General features: G+C 63.3%; 13 protein-coding genes. 3 read left to right on the top strand and 10 right to left on the bottom strand.

Going from position 1 to position 17,583, the window contains the following annotated elements:
- Nucleotides 1-173 precede the first annotated feature (173 nt).
- The 5 genes from LZC94_13285 to LZC94_13265 form a co-directional block, all read right to left on the bottom strand.
- Nucleotides 174-1,049, bottom strand: a complete 876-nt coding sequence (locus LZC94_13285) for a hypothetical protein (protein ID WXB18223.1) — start codon at nucleotides 1,047-1,049, stop codon at nucleotides 174-176.
- On the bottom strand, nucleotides 1,046-1,888 hold the full coding sequence (locus LZC94_13280) for a hypothetical protein (GenBank protein ID WXB18222.1): 843 nt from the start codon (nucleotides 1,886-1,888) through the stop codon (nucleotides 1,046-1,048). Before LZC94_13280 ends, LZC94_13285 begins: the two co-directional genes overlap by 4 nt.
- Nucleotides 1,889-1,908: 20 nt before the next feature.
- Complete coding sequence (locus tag LZC94_13275; protein ID WXB18221.1) at nucleotides 1,909-2,208, bottom strand: hypothetical protein; 300 nt, start codon at nucleotides 2,206-2,208, stop codon at nucleotides 1,909-1,911.
- Nucleotides 2,209-3,038: 830 nt separating this feature from the next.
- Nucleotides 3,039-3,212 (bottom strand): hypothetical protein, encoded by a 174-nt coding sequence (locus tag LZC94_13270; protein ID WXB18220.1) that lies wholly within the window; start codon nucleotides 3,210-3,212, stop codon nucleotides 3,039-3,041.
- Nucleotides 3,213-3,949: 737 nt separating this feature from the next.
- Nucleotides 3,950-5,296: a protein kinase gene (locus tag LZC94_13265; protein ID WXB18219.1), complete on the bottom strand. Its 1,347-nt coding sequence runs from the start codon at nucleotides 5,294-5,296 to the stop codon at nucleotides 3,950-3,952.
- Between the two features lie 519 nt (nucleotides 5,297-5,815).
- On the opposite strand from LZC94_13265, the gene LZC94_13260 reads away from it, so the two are divergent.
- Nucleotides 5,816-7,000: a beta-lactamase family protein gene (locus tag LZC94_13260; GenBank protein ID WXB18218.1), complete on the top strand. Its 1,185-nt coding sequence runs from the start codon at nucleotides 5,816-5,818 to the stop codon at nucleotides 6,998-7,000.
- A gap of 72 nt (nucleotides 7,001-7,072) precedes the next feature.
- Complete coding sequence (locus tag LZC94_13255; GenBank protein ID WXB18217.1) at nucleotides 7,073-7,543, top strand: cupin domain-containing protein; 471 nt, start codon at nucleotides 7,073-7,075, stop codon at nucleotides 7,541-7,543.
- Between the two features lie 64 nt (nucleotides 7,544-7,607).
- Here LZC94_13255 and LZC94_13250 read toward each other — a convergent pair whose 3' ends face one another.
- The 3 genes from LZC94_13250 to LZC94_13240 all read right to left on the bottom strand — a co-directional run bounded on the left by LZC94_13250 (nucleotide 7,608) and on the right by LZC94_13240 (nucleotide 12,252).
- The gene (locus tag LZC94_13250; protein ID WXB18216.1) at nucleotides 7,608-10,388 is read right to left on the bottom strand and encodes a tetratricopeptide repeat protein; all 2,781 of its coding nucleotides are present in this window, start codon (nucleotides 10,386-10,388) and stop codon (nucleotides 7,608-7,610) included.
- A 509-nt stretch (nucleotides 10,389-10,897) separates the two neighbouring features.
- Complete coding sequence (locus LZC94_13245) at nucleotides 10,898-11,338, bottom strand: SUKH-3 domain-containing protein (protein WXB18215.1); 441 nt, start codon at nucleotides 11,336-11,338, stop codon at nucleotides 10,898-10,900.
- A gap of 17 nt (nucleotides 11,339-11,355) precedes the next feature.
- Nucleotides 11,356-12,252, bottom strand: coding sequence for a hypothetical protein (locus LZC94_13240; GenBank protein ID WXB18214.1), 897 nt, complete (start codon nucleotides 12,250-12,252; stop codon nucleotides 11,356-11,358).
- 623 nt (nucleotides 12,253-12,875) lie between these two features.
- Here LZC94_13240 and LZC94_13235 point away from each other — a divergent pair.
- Entirely contained in the window at nucleotides 12,876-13,805 is a 930-nt protein-coding gene (locus LZC94_13235; GenBank protein ID WXB18213.1) for a hypothetical protein, read from the top strand.
- A 511-nt stretch (nucleotides 13,806-14,316) separates the two neighbouring features.
- Here LZC94_13235 and fusA read toward each other — a convergent pair.
- Nucleotides 14,317-16,446: an elongation factor G gene (gene fusA / locus LZC94_13230; GenBank protein WXB18212.1), complete on the bottom strand. Its 2,130-nt coding sequence runs from the start codon at nucleotides 16,444-16,446 to the stop codon at nucleotides 14,317-14,319.
- A 344-nt stretch (nucleotides 16,447-16,790) separates the two neighbouring features.
- Nucleotides 16,791-17,504 carry an SDR family oxidoreductase gene (locus LZC94_13225; protein WXB18211.1) on the bottom strand — a complete coding sequence of 238 codons (714 nt, stop codon included), beginning with the start codon at nucleotides 17,502-17,504 and terminating at the stop codon, nucleotides 16,791-16,793.
- Nucleotides 17,505-17,583: the final 79 nt, after the last annotated feature.

Genomic DNA, 17,583 nt, shown 5'->3' with positions numbered 1-17,583 from the left:
TGCGCCATGAGGTGACACATCGAGCTGGTCGAGCGATATCGCGGGCGACTTTGATGATGTCCGACTCATTCCAAGAGCTCGTTATGCGCGACTCGAACGCAGGCGCTCTCGTGTTCGGCAGATGCTTCGGTCTTCGGCGCGCTCGGCCGGCGTCGAATCGACCGCCTCGACCGTCATTTCTCCACGCGCCAACCGATTCGCGACGCATTACCCGTCGCCCAGCCGAAACCGAGGCCCAGCTCGACCCCGAATAGAACCGTGACCGGCGACGAGCCATCGAGGACGACGAGCGGCTCCGCAAAGAGAGCGATATCACCCACGGGGCAGGCGCGTCCGACGCCGAAGCGGACTCCGATTTGCCACGACATACTCAACGTCGGAGTGGGCGTGCGGTAGATGAACTGCGGGCTCACGCCGAGCAGAAATGCGGCAGGTCGTCGACCGAAGAGAACACGCGCGCGTGCTCCGAACGCGAAAGACTCCTCGCGATCTAGCTCACGCAGGTTGTCCGCACGCAGACCAAAATTGTACTCTCGATAGAGACTATTTCGGACATTGAGCAGAACGCTGCCTCCGTACCGACTCACGCCGCCGACACCTCCGGCTGCCATGCCCGTGAATGCGACCGCCGGATTGTACGTGATCGATAGCTGATACGATTCCAAGGCAGAGTCGAACTCCTTCCTCGCACAATCCGCCGCAGTTTGCGCCGCGTTCGCCGCATCGGTTTTCTTGCGAAGGTGCGCCGCAGCCGCCTCCCGCTCGCTCACCGCGCCGCCATCCACCGAGACATTTTTGGTCGCGGCCTCGTATCTAGCCGTAGCGAGTCGGAGTGCCTCGAGCGCTTCGGCGAGCGCACGGTCGCTTTGGGTGAGGGCTGCTTCGCCGTTCGCCAGGTCGACGGCCGGGTCGCGTTTGGCCAGTTCGACGGTCGAAGCCGCGCAGCGAAGGCTCGACTCATTTCGCGAAACGGGTGGGTCGGCCGATGCGACGGCATGGACTCCGAAGCAAAGCATTGCGGCAAAGCATCCGACGCATGCGAGCTTCATTTTTTGCCCTCCGCAATTTCGCCAGTCAACAGACGCACGACAGGCTCGAGACCGAATGTAATTCCGATGAAAACGTTCTCGGGGGTCACCTCGCCATGCGGCGCGAATGCCCACGATAGGATTCCAGTATACGCGGTATCGCCTCCTGCCGTGCCGTCCGAGCCGCGTATAGGTATGCCGCGATAGAGATCGAATCCGATGCCCAGACCTATGGCGTTCTCGAAGAAGTTCAACGTCGTCCCAAGGCGAATCGCGCCTTGGGCGAGGCTTCGGTTGTCGATCCGAACCAGAAGCATTCCGCCCCAGCTCATGAGTTGAAAAGATTTTCCCCGCTCCCTTTGTAGGCGCCACGGCGAACCATTGTGAAGGTAGAGGAACTGGAAGCCGACTTCGGTCGGGAACACGTCGAGCTTCGGAGCGTAGTTTCTCAATCGTCCCGGCTCGTCGCTCGCGCGCGACACGCTGAACTCGAGCAGCGAAACGCTCAACCCATAGCGAATCGTACTGCCTGACTTGAACGCAACTTCCGCCTGTTGCTCCGGTGTCGTTTCCTGCTTGGGGGGAGACAATGTCTTTTCGGCGTCCGACTGCGCGTCGTGTCCCGTCGAAGCATCGTCGATGCTCGGGTCCTTCACCGCTGCAGCCGCCGCAGCCGCCGCAGCCGGTGCAACCGCTGCCGCATCCGCCGCATCCGCCGCATCTGCAGCGGCGTCGGGAACGGCGCTCGCGGCGGCAATTGCTGCTCGCGGAGCATCTCCAGGGAGCCACGCCGGAATGGATGCGGCCCGTGCGACGACGAGGGGAGCAACTCCTCCGAGGACGGCAAGCACGATCTTCACGGCGCGAAACCTCACGCGACTCATTTGTCACCCCCCGCGTCGAAGCTATGGGCGTCCTCACCGACGGGCGCTTTGGAGTCGGATTCGAGGAGGCCGTCTGGCCCCGAGTCCGAAGGAGTGCTCGCGGGCGGGGAGTGCTTGCACGAGGGCAGCGCCGGCACCGGCTGTCCGCATGTGCCCGCATCGCTCAACGGTGCGGGAGATCCATCGACAGAGACGAGCGCATCCAGGTCGGCGCGGCACGCCCCGCGCACCTCCGCGGTGTCGAGACCGCGCCGAAACGCGAAGCACGTGGCGGGTCCGGCGAGATCGACACGCATGCAGATGCCGCACGATGGCAAGCAGATGGCCCCACAAGGACAATCTCTCGACGCCGAACGCGTGGTGCACTCCGTTTCGCAAAAACCCTGCGCGTTGCAGATGCCGGAATTGCAATCACTGTGCATCGTACACGTCGTCGGACGCGTTCCGATGCACGAGGAACTCGCGGCGGAGGCGGCGAAAAGCCACCCTCCGGTCGCGAACGCCAGTCGTCGCGCACGCGCTCGAAAGCCAGGCACGCGCGCCGTCACGTTCCCTCCCCAGGCGTCGAATTCGCGAAGAACAGGCTATTGTCTTCGTGAACGCGTGTTGCGGCACGGGCCACGGTTACGATGGTGACAACAACGTAGAACCGGAAGCGGCCACTTGGCCCGAGTTCCAGACCTTGTTTCATTCGCACGTCTCCATTAACGTCACGACGCTTCAACTGAAATATGTTAAGTGGGCGAAAAATAGTTCAATGGAAGGCGATCGACACTTCTGTAGCGAAGCGGCCCACACCTCACGCCGCCGCACTCGTAATTCTAGAGCTCCTGAAGCGCTCTACGACAAATACAATTTGTCCCCCGCCGAACACGACGCGAAACAGTTATGCACTCGTTGCGATATTATGGTTCGAGCAAACTTAAGTCGAGATCAAATTTACGATTAAGTTCGCCTCTATCTACTTGATCGGCTGACTTCAGAAAAGTGCAATGTTCGCGCCAAAGTGACGAAATCACCATCAAGATATTTGTCATATCAAATACGTAAACTCGCTACTCGGTGTTGCCCTCGCTGTCCACCGTAGGCACGGACGCAGCGCATTCCAACACCAGGTACTGACCTGTCAATCGCCGTTGGCCATCGACCATCCGTCTTCGGCCGGGAGCTCGGAGGGCCTCGACACCTTCAATTGCACGTGCCTTTGATCGCCCGCCAGGTGCAACTCACCGTCGTGCACTTCGTTAACAGAGCGCCGAATGGCGATGGGCCCGGTCAAACTGGGACGGCGGAGTGTCATTGCCTCCGTCCCCCGAGGATATCGCAATGGAGCTCGACGCGGGCACGAGACCAATGGCGATGCGCGAGCACCGACGCTAGCGTCGGCATAACATCCATGGCCTGATGGTCATGGACGTGCGAACGGCTGGCGCCTGCTCCGGAACCTACAGAAGGAGGCTCGACGGGCTCGACCCCGCGCCCGAAGCGGCGGTATTGGCAACAACCCCCACGACATTTACCCCAAAGGCCCGCGCATGGCCGTGCTCTCTCCCGTACATCGACTCCCCCCTCTGCGATGAATGCACGAATGGTAACGGAGCGAGATCTTGATCGTAGGTGACCGATAAGTCTGCTCGATGCTGACACTCTTCTCATGCGCGAGCGCTTTGCAAAGATTAAATTTCGCTTAAGCAGTTCAAAATCGTGAAAGTTGTCCGAGCGGCTCGATGAATGTGCTGTTCGAACGCTATGATGAAGGACGGACATCGTGCCTGGTAAGTCTTTAGACCAGTCTACTCGCCATTCGGTGTCGTTCTGGATACTCCCCCGCACCGCGTGAGGACAACTCGCCTTGGAGCACCCCAAAGGGCTTTCGATGGATTGCGTCTGGTGCGTCCAAGAACGACGACGCTGTGTGCCATAAGAACCTTTCCAGACGAACGTCCACTCGACGGCGATGTATCTTCGAACCCATGCGAGTGACGAGGGCCAGGCCCGGCAAAGCCAAGCTTGAAACGTTTAGCCGGCAGACGCCCGTCACAAACCAAGAGGCGGAAGTGTGTAGGGGGATGGCGGGGCCGTGGAGGGATACTTCATTGACCGTGGAGTGGGGGCTTCGGTCGGCCTGGGCGCCTCTTTTGCTCCGTGATCCTGCACCCTGGGCACGGGAGCGATGGCTTTCGACCGGACCGAGGTCCCGCCTTCTGGCTGCAGCGGGGTCGCCGAGCGGGCTGGCGAGGACGTGGACACGGGAGTGGGCAACTTGGGAATGCCGGCTCCGACCGGACTGGCATCAACCTCCGCTGTGGGGGGCATCTCCGACCGAGAAGCCACGGCGAGACTCGAGGCCATGGGAGGTGGACGTTCGTTCGAAGGAGTAGCCAACGACCCCCGCCTCGATCGAGCCGCTCCCACCAGCAGAGTGCTCGCGACGGCAATCACCATGACCACGCTTGCAACCGCGAGAACCACCGACCTGTTCAGGGGTAATATCTCGGAGCTGACGGCAGGCGAGCTACGCCTCGAGCTCCGCACCGATTGGAGCGCGATCAAGAGCTCACGAGCGCTCGCGAAACGTTTGCTTGGATCTTTCTGCAAGCAACGCGCAACGACGGCATCGAGATCGGCGGGCAGCTCCGGACGAACCTGGCGTATCGATCGCGGAGCGTCGTGAATGACAGAAACCAGCATCTCTCCCAACGAGGCGGCGCGAAAGACACGCTCACCGGTGACGAACTGAAAGAGAATCGCCCCGAGCGCGTAAATGTCCGTTCGTGCATCGACGTGTTTCGAGCTGCGAATCTGCTCGGGTGACATGTACGCAGGCGATCCCAGGAGTGCACCGGTCTCCGTGGATGCGGCGTCGAAACCTTCCACGCCGATGAATTTGGATATGCCAAAATCGAGCACTTTGACGAGCGTCGTCCCGTCCGGGCGATTCGTTCGAAAGAGATTGTGTGGCTTGAGATCGCGGTGAACGATGCCGGCGTCGTGCGCCTCCACCATCGCCTTGCAAACGTCGATCACATAATCAATCGCCTCCCGCGCGGGGAGACGTCCGCGGGCGTTCAGCACCGTATCGAGATCCGCGCCGTCGAGGAACTCCATGACGATGTAAGGTCGCCCCGTATCCAGGATGCCAAAATCCGTGACATGGGCGATGTGCTCTCCACGCAATCGCGCAACCGCTTGTGCCTCACGACGGAAGCGCTCGGCTGAGCCTTCGACATCGAGGGCAGCCGGAACCATGAGTTTGAGCGCAACCAGGGATTCCAACTGCAGATGCCGCGCGGCTACGACCACGCCCATTCCGCCTGCGCCAAGCACCCGCTCGACGCGGTATTTGCCCGCGAGGATTACCCCAACCTCCGGAGAAACGCTCACCGATCGAGCGTATCACCGAAACGCGGGACCAATCCTGCCATGTGCGAAGAGTCGCTGGCGCAATGGCGCAGCCAAGCCATTGCACCTCATCTCGAGCTCATATCCAGACACAAAACACCGCAGGCCAGATGCGTGGACAAGACAGCGGATAACGCCCGCCGGTTGCGACTCGCACGGCCCCGGGGAAGATGCGATGTGTGCACGCCATGCACGCCAGACGGCTTCCACCGCCAGCTGGCGGGCCGCGGCTACTGTTGATTCGTCAATCTCGACTACCGCTCGAAGCGATCACCGTTCCCAAAGGGTGTGCTCCAAGTGTTCCTCCATGTGCTCGCTCCGCCAGGATGACGCGCGCGCGCCAACGTGTCGCCGCCCATCGGCGACGGCTCGCCCGAGAAATGCGACTTCCCACTCGAGCATCGCGTCACGATTGCCGGCGCGCCATTTCTCGAAGTCATGAATGGAACGCACGACGAGCCAGCCGACATTTGCGCACGCATCGACTACAATCACGTCATTATGAGAACACCTTTACGCTTTTGGCTTCTCGCATCGGCGCTTTTGGCGCTCTTTCTATCCCCCCTCGCGTGCAGCAGCGACAACGACTCGCCGCCCGATCCGAATGCGCGGCTGCGGCAAGCCCTGCAGGAAAAGCTGGTAGCTCTCCACGCCTCGGGCCAATACCCAGGGGTGACCGCCGGCATCGTGTTGGCCGACGGTACGCCGCTTGGAATCGCGGCGGGCGTGTCGGACAAGAGCACGCAACGGCCCATGTCGCCCGACGACTTGATGATGCAGGCCAGCGTGGGCAAAACCTATGTCTCGGCGGTCGCCATGCAGCTGCTGCACGAGGGCAAATTCGCGCTGGATGACAAGATCGAGAAGTACCTCGGGAACGAGACGTGGTTCGGACGGCTGCCCAATGCCCGCGACATCACGATTCGAATGCTCATGACGCATACGAGCGGGCTCGTGCGTTATGAATACAAGGGGGAGTTCACGCGCGATCTCTGCAAGGACGCGTATCGGGTTTGGCGCCCGGAAGAGCTCGTGTCCTACCTGTTCGATACCAAGGCACCCTTTGCCGCGGGGCAAGGTTGGGAGTACTCCGATACCAACTACATCGTCTTGGGGATGATCCTCGAGCGGGTCAGCGGCTCCACATTCAACCACGAGCTGACGAAACGGATTTTGGAGCCGCTCAAGCTGGATCGCACGTTTTTGGCCGACAAGCCCGTCCTGCCGGGCCTGGTGCAGGGCTACGCGGGGCCCGAGAACATTTTCTGCGGGGTCGACGCCATGCTCGTCGATGGCAAGCTGCCGTTCAATCCGCAGTTCGAGTGGTGCGGTGGCGGCCTCCTCTCCACGGCGACCGATCTCGCGCGCTGGGCCAAGTTGCTCTATGAAGGGCATGCCTTCGATCCATCGCGCCTGGCCGAGCTCGTCCGCGGAGTGCCCGCCCCTCCGTTGGGTGCGGACCTGAAATATGGGCTCGGTGTGATGATCGAGCCGGCGGGCGCGCTGGGCATCACCTATGGCCATGGCGGCACCTATCCCGGCTACCTCACGCGGGTGATGTATTTCCCCGACTCCCACATCGCCGTGGCCGTGCAGATCAACTCCAGCGCCGCGCCCAACAACCGCGCGGCGGTCACCAAGATCGTCACCGAGCTGGCGCAGGTCGTCGTTCGCGGCGGGAGCTGAGCCCCCGATAACCTTCGGGGGTTGATGGATCACGCCCTCGGCACCATACCCGGCGTGCAAGGGGAACGAACCGTGGTCAACGCGCATATCGTCCGAAGTTCCGAGGGTGAAGCTCACGAAGGCGTGCCGTGGCTCTTCAAGGCCACCGCACGCCATACGCAAGGACGGTTCGACTTTTTGGTGGGCACCGTGGATTACTTCACGGGCCCGCCGCTCCACTCCCACCGCGAGCAAGAAGACACGTTTTATGTCCTCGAGGGCATTCTGACCCTTCAAGTCGACGACGAAACCTTCGACCTCGGGCCCGGCGACTTCGCGACCATCCCACCCGGCGTCGCCCACACCTTCGACAACATCCGAAACGATCAACCCCCCGTCAAAGCCATCAACTTGATGACCTTCGGCGGCTTCGATGGCTTCCTCGCCGAAGAAGCCCGCCTTCGGCGGCAATCGGCCGATCCCGCCACCTTCGAGGAGCTCGCCGAGAAATACGGCGCTACGATTTTGGGGCCGCCTTTGAGGGTCAAGCTCGGGCTCGTTTGAGCGCTCGGCGGCGCGCGCGCCGTCGTTCGTCGTTCGTCATTTGTCTTTCATGCGGTTACCGAGGTTACTGCAAAGGCAACTTCGTCAACCAGGCTCGGACGGCAACCGCGTTTGGGGTGTTGGCGCGGCTCTCGTGCTGGTAGCTGTCCAGTGCTTCGTGGGCCAGGCGTCGGGCGCGCGCTCGGTCGCCGCCCGTCCGCCACAGAACGCGCGCAAGGGCGAAGCGGGTCGTGGCGCGGTACTCGCCCCGAGGGGGTGTCGTCTCCTCGTCGAGGAGCATTTCGGCTCGTTCGAGCGCCACGAGCGCCTCGGGGAGCCGGCCGAGTTGCTCGTAGGCTTCCCCCACGCACGAGAGGGCCAATGCGATATAAGCACCATGTGGGCCGAGAGTGCGCTCGCCGGCTTCGAGCAGCTGGGTGCAGAGGTGCAGCGCCTCGCGCTCGCGATGCAGGGTGCGCAAGAGCCGCCCCAGCCGGACGCCGGATTTGATCATTTCCGGATGGCCAGGTCCCCTCATTTGTCGAGCTATGGCCAACGCCTGCTCGAACGTGGTCCGCGCGGTCTCCAAATGACCGAGTGCCTCCTCCGCACGGGCGATACCTGCGAGCGCGGTAGCCTGCCCGGTCACGGGGGTGCCCCAAATGGCATACGAGCGGCGAAAGATCGGTAGCGCGACCGCCGGCTGACCATCCTCCAAATAGGCCGCCCCGAGGTCCAAGAGCGCGTGCGCGAGAGCCGGGGCCTCGGCATAAGACCCTTTCTCGACGAGATGCAGGGCGCGTTGCGCAGCCCTTTGCGTGCCCGCGCTGTCGCCTTGTTCACTCAGCAAGCGCGCGAGCAGCGACAGCGTATTCATGACGAGCGGATGCTCGTCGCCGAACAGCGCTTCGGTCTCCGCGAGAGCCAAATGCACGTGCCGTGTCGCCTCGTCGAGCCGGTGAATGGGTCTCTCGGCTTTGGCGAGGTTTCGATAGATGATGATACGGCGTATGTCTTTCTCGTGGAGTACGCCGGGCGACTTGTCCAAGGCCGCGTTGAAATATCCGATGGCGCGCTCGTATCGGCCGCGCCTCGTCTCGAGCAGACCGACCGTGTGCAAAAGCTCGATATGTGCCGGCCCTTGCGGATCGAATCGCTCGACCATGGCCTCGGTGAACGGGATCAGACGCTCGATCTCGTCCCAACGCGATTTGGTGACGCCCACGACGGAGATCATCTTGATCAAGACGAGCGGCAGCAGCCGTTCGTGGCCGCTCGATTCGGCGTCGGCGAGCGCCTGAACGAGGCTCCTCTCCGAAGCGTCATTCTCGCCGCTCGACTCCTGCACGTCTCCGAGTCGATAAAGCGCTTCGGCGGCGAGCGCCCGATCGCGCTGGTTGCGCGCCAACTCGAGCGCTTGCCGTGCGGCCGCCTCGCTGGGGGCCAGCTTGCCCGCGTCCTTGAGCGCCCGGCTCTGCGCAAGAAGATCACGAAGACGCTCCACCGTGCTCGCGGTAGCGCGATCGTAGGTAGGCAATGGAGTGAGCGCGAGCGCCGCCGGGTTCGTGCAAATCGATAGGGCGTCGAGCTGGATGAGGATGTCCGGCGCATGGAGGCGCACGTCCCGATCGCCGGCCGCGAGCACGTCGGTCACCGCGTGAAGCTCCCGGCGCCGTTCATCGAGGCACGAGGATGCCCGCGAGCGCGTCGCCTTCTCGTCGGCGCGCCACGAGTCCTCGCTCCGGCAGATCTCCGCGCTCGCGCGCTTCCATTGGTCGGCATAGGCGTCGAGCGTGGCCGCGGATCGTTGCCAGACGTCGCGACCGAATGCTCTTCCGTCGCCGACGAACACGTCCTCGACCTTCTCCCGTCGTGGACCATCCCAGATCCCGGCGAGCGCCTGGGTCGCGGCGACTTCGCAGCGCTGCGCGCGATGCTTTTGGATCGCCTGTCCCCCAATGAGCCCCGTGACGATGCATACAGCGGTAGCGATCGCCACGCGATGCCGGCGGCGGCGGCGCGGGACGTCCGCCAATGCATCGAGCAGGTGCTCCAGCGACCGGTACCGACTCTCGCGGTCCGGAGACAGGCCACGACGCAGCACGCGTAGATACCCGGGGTCGAGCCGTCGGCCTGGCACCTCGAGCTTCCCCGCGCAGAGCGCCACCATGGAAAGCCTCCCGCTCTCGTCGACGAACGGATGCCGCCCGAAGATCGCTTCGTAGGCCACGATGGAGAAGCTGAATTGATCGCTCCGCGCATCGGCGCGGAGGCCCAGGTACTGCTCCGGCGCCATGTATGCGGGCGTCCCGAGACGCGCGCCGGTCTCCGTGATGCGCTGATCCAATACCGACGACTCCCCGGTGGGCATCGCCAGCCGCTCTTCTGCCTTGTGCGCCTCGACGGCGCGGGCCAGCCCGAAGTCGACGACCTTGGCGCGCTGCTCTCCATCGATCAGCACGTTTTCAGGCTTGAAATCGCGGTGCACCAGGCCGGATCCATGCGCCGCGGCGAGACCGCGGCCGGATTGATCGAGCAGTCGCAACAACTTGCGTCGGTCATGCTTGGTATGGCGCAAAATATCGCGCAAGGTGCTGCCCTCGATCAACTCCATGGCAAAGAACACCTGATCGCGAAACTCACCCACGTCGAATACATTGACGACATTGGCGTGAACCACCTGCGCCAGCGCCTGCGCCTCGCGTAAAAGGCGCGGCCGCGACGGCCCTTCGCCCGCGACCCCCGGCTCGACGCGTATGAGTTTTACCGCAACATTGCGATTGAGCTTGGGATCGTAGGCACGATAGACGCTCCCCATCCCTCCTGTGCCAATCAAATTGAGCACGAAATACCGGCCGACGTACATCCCAGGACCAACGTCGATGACGGGTGCGCGGCCATGTCTCGACGGGCGCTCCGCGCGAGGTCGTGACTCGGAGGTGAGCGTTTCGTTCGGAGCGCTTTCTTCGCCCGCCGTTCCGCCGGCCAACGCGAGGCGCTCTTCGCGCGAAGGGCACTCCATATTTGACTCCCCCTTCGAACATCAGGATGAGCAACGACTGCGCCATTTCAGCGCTGCCCCTTCATGAAGGAAACGGCCGGTGATGCCGCCCTTGTTCGCGCGGGTGTACCGAAGAACCGCCGAGCCGATTGATACGGCGGTACGGTCCACCCTTGGTACGGTACATTGCACGCGGGCAACTTCGACGCGCCACATCTGGATTCGTTGCTCGAGCGGTCCGGCTCGGGCCGAGGCGTACGACCTAGGGCTCGTCGTTGCGCATCCCGCGGGCTCCACTCGGCCAAGACACGTTTTGGCGCGATACGATAAACGATGCCGTCAACAATGACTTTTGGACATCCTCACCGGCCACGTCAAACCTTGTTTCGTCCTTGGATGAGCGCCGCCAGAGCATTCTCGATGGTGTGACCAAGTAGGGTGGGACCCGACTCGTTGATGAAGTAAACCGCGCCTCGATCGTCGATGGCGAGAAAAGCATGGCCGCCGCCTACGTCGCCGAGCGGGTACACTCTTCGCGCGAGCTGGGAAGCCGCATCTTCGAAACGATCTTCTTCACCGATCGCCAGAAGAGGATCGAGCTCGAACGATGTTTTCGCGAAATCGATACCAGGGCCCACCACGTCGACCTTCAGGCCGCCGAACTCCGCGAGGGCCGCGCGAGCGGCATCGAAGATCTGGAGACCGCCGGGCGAGTCCAATTGGTGCGCCCATTCGTTCGCGCGCGCCTCGTCGCGCCGGCCGGGCACCCAACCTGCGCGCATCAATGTTTCTCGAACCAAGGTATCGTCAATCATGGTGGCATCGCCTCGAATCATTTAGCACAGGGTGGCGGCGTAATCCCATACGCACCAAGAACTCCTTCGCACGAAACACAGGCAGGCTGATGGGACCCATACTTCGGATTGTCGTCCTTTCGCACCAAGACACATACCGCGGTTGCACCCTTGAGATCATCGGCCGAGTAACCTTTATTGAGCGCTTCGGTGATCGCTTCGTTTTCTGCGCAGTTTCCATGCCATGGCGCTCGCTGACCTTTATCGGCGGCGTCGAGCTTGGCCTTTAGATCGCTGTGCCATGGCGGATAAGGCTGGCCCGGCTCGGGCTTTCGGCCCGCTTTACCGAAGAAGGACTCGCCGTTCGGAAGCGTCAGCTTGCAAACGGTGTTCGGGCGCGACTTGTACCCTTGTTCGCGCCAATACTTATCACTGCCTGCCTTGAAGGTGTCATCTGCGACCTTCTGAAGATCGGCGGGGATCTCCGGGGTCGCCGGGACCGTGTCCGCCTCCGTCGGATCCGGAGCCGGCGCGGGATCCAGCGATCGCGTGGGAGGGCTATTCGGAGGCGAGCCGCAAACCTCGTGGAAACACTTCATCCCGCCCGGCTCGGGCACTCGGGGATCGGCGCCGCCTGGTCCGGTGGGCGGGATCGGAGGCGCCGGAAAGACCCCTCCGACCAGGAAGTAAGCGCCGGACAGATCGGCCGCCGCGGAGGTCCTCTCGCCAAGGACCCGAAAGGCGGCCACCGTCGGGAGCAACACGGCGACGAGGAGGAGCACGTACTCGACGGCCGAAGCGCCGCGGCGATCGCGAAGCAGTCGGGCGCAGGCGGTCCCGAACACGCCACCAAATGGGCGGCCGAACGCGGGTGAAGATGTACGGCGCTGCACCGTGTCCCGGCGATGGCCGGGAGCCAAGAGGCTCTTCTTCATCGATGTCGCTCCCAAAAGTGGGCCTTCGTCCCTCAAGGCAGCGTGCGCGTCGACCGCCCTGTAAGCGACTTAATCGAGAGGCTTCGCGCGCGCGGGGCGGTCGTCCGCTGTCATCGAACGGCGGCGCGCGCGCACGCGGTTGAATCGAGGAAGGTGCCCTCGATGCAATGGCGTACGGGTCGTCATCGTCAATGGCTTGCGGTCGTTCGCGATGGGCTCCGTCGATCTGCTGCTGCTACTTCACGCGGCCATGCCGCACACGATCAGGGACACCCGGGTCTCATGAAATACATTCACGTACGCAAATCGTATGTAAGTTCCATTTCGAAACGCCAAGAACCTATCGATTCGATGGGGCACCAGAAACACGGCGCGCGCCCGAATCATCTTCGACCGACTTGTGACGTATCGTGCCCATGATGCGGCGTAGGCAAAAACGACGACGGCGGTGGCGAGCGAATCCGGCACATCGACCCGCCGTATCGAGCCAGAGATGATATTTTGACATCACGGGTCGCGGAATCGCTTTTCTTCGCAACGGCGAACCAGCGCCGACCGAATATTCCAGCGTGCGAAGATCCAACCTTTATAAGCAAACACTCGCTGCCCTCGTTTTGACCGCCGTGGCCGCCTCCGGCGCCGCTGCGTGCAGCGACGACAAAAACGGAGGAGCTCCTCCCAACAACATCGACAAAGATAAGGAGAAGGATAAGAACGGAGACGCAGGCCTTCCCGATTCGGGGAGTCCCCCCTCCCCCGACGCCTCGGACGCGGCCACCCCGATGCGGACGAAGTCGGGATGGATCTACCTCGAGAACGCGAAATACACCGTGGCCGGCCAGGAAGAGGCATCTCATTTCCTGTGGCCCGTCCACATTGGCATCCGCGAAACGCGCCGATCGGCGTGTGCGATCACCGCGCACGACGATCGTTGCCAGGTGCGCGTTTGTTCCGGCTCGGACGACGGATCCTTCGAGGAGAAGAACGCGGGCGACATCACCCTAGGCGGCATAACCTTGGATCCGGATCTCGATCTAAAGGTCGCATCCGATGGCACCTATGCCAACTCGGGTGGCCGAACTGGGTCGATTTGGTCGGGCGGGGAGCACGTCCAATTCCAAGCAGCCGGCAATCCAAATGGTGCACCGGGCTTCGATATCAACTTGACCGCACCTCCCATTGTCGCGGTGTCGGCGCCGAAGTGGTCATTTCCCGATGCCCGCCCCGAGCTCAAACGCTCCGAGGAGCTACATCTGGCGTGGACCTCCGCGGGGTCCGATCCAAGCCACATGCTGACGTACATTTCGAACGACGCGAAGTATGGCGACCCGGCGGTCTCGCTCTCCTGCGAGCACCCGCTCCAAGCCGGCGCGGGAACCATCTCGGCCTCTCTCCTCTCCAAGATCCCGGCGGGAAAAATCTATTTCCGAATGACCGCCCGCTCGCGAAGCGCCGTCAAGGTCGGCGATTGGGACATCTCGGCGACTCTCGTGGCCCAAACCACGGGCGAAAACGGAGTCGGCTCCGTCGAGGTATACGGCGTGGCCGAATAAACGCGCACGCCTTCGCCGAATAAACGCGCACGCCTTCGCCGATTCAACGCGCACGCCTTCGCCGATTCAACGCGCACGCCTTCGCCGATTCAACGCGCACGCCTTCGCCGATTCAACGCGCACGCCTTCGCCGATTCAACGCGCACGCCTTCGCCGATTCAACGCGCACGCCTTCGCCGATTCAACGCGCACGCCTTCGCCGGTTCAACGCGCACGCCTTCGCCGATTCAACGCGCACGCCGGACGAACGTCGACCTCGCCGCATCAACGCGCACACCTTCGCCGAATAAGCGCACGCCAGACGAACGTCGACCGCGCCGCATCAACGCCCGCTGGATGAACGTCGACCTCGCCGATTCAACGCGCACGACCTCGCCGATTCAACACAGCGCCGCCACACGACCGTCGTCCTCGTCGAGCCGCTGCCCGCCCCTGAAACGGCAATCCAAAAACACGAAATCCCCGGAAGGAACTCCCTCCGGGGATTCGTACGTTCGCGCGCGAGCGCCGGTTACTTCTTGGCGTCGGCGGCGAGCTTCTCGCGGTACTTCTTGGTCATCTCGTCCTGCTCCTGCTTGGGGACGACCGCGTAACGGGAGAACTCCATGGTGAAGGTGCCCTTGCCCTGCGTGGCAGAGCGGAGATCGGTCGAGTAACCGAACATGGCGTTGAGCGGCACCTCGCAGGTGACGCTGACGCTGTCGCCGGAGACGGTCTCCAGAATGACGCCGCGGCGCTGGTTGACTTGGCCCACGACGGCGCCCTGGAACTCGGTGGGGGCGTCGATTTCGACCTTCATGATGGGCTCGAGGATGGTCGGCGCGGCCTTCGCATAGGCTTCGCGGAAGCCCATGAGCGCCGCGGTCTTGAACGCCATTTCGGACGAGTCGACGGCGTGCGAGGCGCCGTCGTTGATGACCGCGCGGACGCCGACGACGGGGAAGCCGATGGTGGTGCCCTTGCGGATGCCCTCGCGGAAGCCCTTGTCACACGACCCGATGAACTCGCGCGGGATCGAGCCGCCGGTGATGTCGTCGACGAACTCGTAGGTCTCGACGGCGTCGGCCGGCAGCGGCTCGAGGTAGCCCATGACCTTGGCGTACTGGCCGGAGCCGCCGGTCTGCTTCTTGTGCGTGTAGTTGATCTCCGCCCGGCGGGTGATCGCCTCGCGGTAGGCCACCTGCGGCTTGCCTGCAACGACGTCGCAGTTGTACTCGCGGCGCATGCGCTCCATGTAGATGTCCAGGTGGAGCTCGCCCATGCCGCTGATGATGGTCTGCTGCGACTCCTCGTCCTGGTGCACGCGGAAGGTGGGGTCTTCCTTCGTGAAGCGGTTGAGCGCCTTGGAGAAGTTCGCCTCGGAGGAGCGATCCTTCGGCGCCACCGCCAGCGAGATGACGGCGGCCGGCACGTGCATGGACGTGAGGGTCACGGCCTGTTTGCCGTCGGTGAACGTCTCGCCGGAGCTGGCCTCGACGCCGTAGAACGCGACGATGTCGCCGGCTTCGGCGGACGTAATCTCCTCGCGGTCGTCGGAGTGCATGCGGAACATACGGGGGACGCGCACTTTGCGCATCTCGTTGCTCACGTTGTAGATGGTGTCGCCGGACGTAACCGTGCCCTGGTAGACGCGGAAGTACGTGAGCTGCCCGTACTTGTCCTGCTGCAGCTTGAACGCCAGGCCGACGAAGGGCTTCGTCGGATCGGAGTCGATGACGATCTTCTCCTCGCCCTTCTCCTGATCGTGACCTTCGTTCACGACCTCGGTCGGGTTGGGGAGGTAGTGCACGACGCCGTCGAGCAGGAGCTGCACGCCCTTGTTCTTGATGGCCGAGCCGCACATGACGGGGGTCATCTTGAGGGCCAGGGTCGCGCGGCGGATGGCGGCGCGCAGATCGTCGACCGAGATCGGCTCCTCGGCGAGGAACTTCTCGGCGAGCTCGTCGTCGACGTCGGCCACGTCGTGGATGATCTTTTCGCGCGCGGCCTTGGCGGCCTCCGCGAACTCGGCGGGGACGTCCTCCTCGCGAATGACCTCACCGTCCTGGCCGTCGAAGAAGAACGCCTTGCCCACGATGGGGTCGATGATGCCGCGGAAGTCCGACTCGGCGCCGATCGGCACCTGGAGCTTGACCGGGTGGTGGCCGAGCTTCTCCTTGAGCATCTCCGCCACGCGCTCGTAGTTCGCGCCCGGGTTGTCCATCTTGTTGACGAACGCGATGCGCGGAACGCGGTAGCGCTTCATCTGCTTGTCGACGGTGATCGACTGGCTCTGCACGCCCTTGCCCGAGTCGAGCACCAGGATGGCGCCGTCGAGCACGCGCAGCGCGCGCTCCACCTCGATGGTGAAGTCCACGTGGCCGGGGGTGTCGATGATGTTGATGTTGTGCGGCTGGATCTGCTGCTGCGAGCCGTTCCAAACGCAGTACGTCGCCGCGGACTGGATCGTGATGCCTTTTTCGCGCTCGAGATCCATCGAGTCCATCTTGGCGCCGACGCCGTCCTTGCCGCGCACCTCGTGGATTTTGTGAATCCGACCCGTGTAGAACAGGACGCGCTCGGTTAGAGTCGTCTTTCCGGAGTCGATGTGCGCCGAGATGCCAATGTTACGAATGCGGTTTAGGGGGATGCGAGCTGCCACGGAATTTCTCTCTCTCTCTCTTCGCTAGGGGTAGCCAACGGCTACGCGCTGGTAGCACGTCACCGGGCATCTGGCGAGCACTGCGAGCCTCTACTTCGACGGTTCGAAGCAGCTCGGCCTCGGAGCGTTACGAAATATCGCGTTCCTGGCGGGCGATTTGGGTCAGGAAGGCAGCACCTTGGTCACGGATGGGTGACCGGGGCCATCGTTCCAACGTACGATTTTTCGAGAAAATGCTTGCAAATGCTGGCTGACTCCGCTGGGACGCGCCCAGGGCGCTGCTCGCTTGCGGCGGCGTGACGGTGGCGGAGCCCGGTAGAAGGCTCCGCCACGGTGGACCTCGCTCACACCAGCATGGCGCCGCCGTCGATCGTTACGATCGCTCCCGTGACATAGCCGTTCGCCATCAAATGCGCGTACGCCTCGCCCAGGTCCGCGGGCTGCCCGATGCGACGCGCGGGGAGCGACGCCGCCATGCGCACGAGCCCTGCGCGCGCCTCGGAGGTCGCGCCGCTCCAAAGCTCCGTGTTCACCACCCCCGCGCAAATGGCGTTGACCCGAACGGGGGCGAGCTCCACGGCCAGGGCGCGCGTCAGCGACTCCATGGCCCCGCAGATGCTCGCGGCCGTCGACCACCCCGGCCAAGGACGGCGGCTCGCGATCCCGCTGGTGAAGACGATGGATCCGCCGGGGCGAACGCCGCGCGCGCCATACTTGGCCGCGGCGTACGCGCCCCAGAAGCGGATCTCGAAGAAGCGGCGCGCGTCCGCCAAGCGCAGCGCTTCGAGCGGCCCGATCTGGAGCGGCTCGCCCGCCGTGTACACCAGGTGATCGAACGCGCCGATGCGCTCGAAGGTGTCGCGAACGTCATCCTCCACCGCCAGATCCGCCGCATGCCCTTCGGCGCCAGGGCCGAGTCGCGCCACGGCCGCGTCCACCTTCTCCCTCCGGCGCGAGACCACCACCACCTGCGCGCCTCTCCGCTGCACGGCCTCTGCCGCCGCAAAGCCAATGCCCGATGTGCCGCCCAAAAGAACCACGCGTTTTCCGTTCAACATCGCATCACCTCTCGACATCGTGTGTCCTCCCCGGCGCAGAAGATGGCGCTTGATCGGATATGACGCGAACGCATATTAA

This window comes from Sorangiineae bacterium MSr11954 (assembly GCA_037157815.1).
In the GTDB taxonomy this organism is placed as follows: domain Bacteria; phylum Myxococcota_A; class Polyangia; order Polyangiales; family Polyangiaceae; genus Pendulispora; species Pendulispora albinea.
This window is presented reverse-complemented; position numbering and strand designations above follow the sequence as displayed.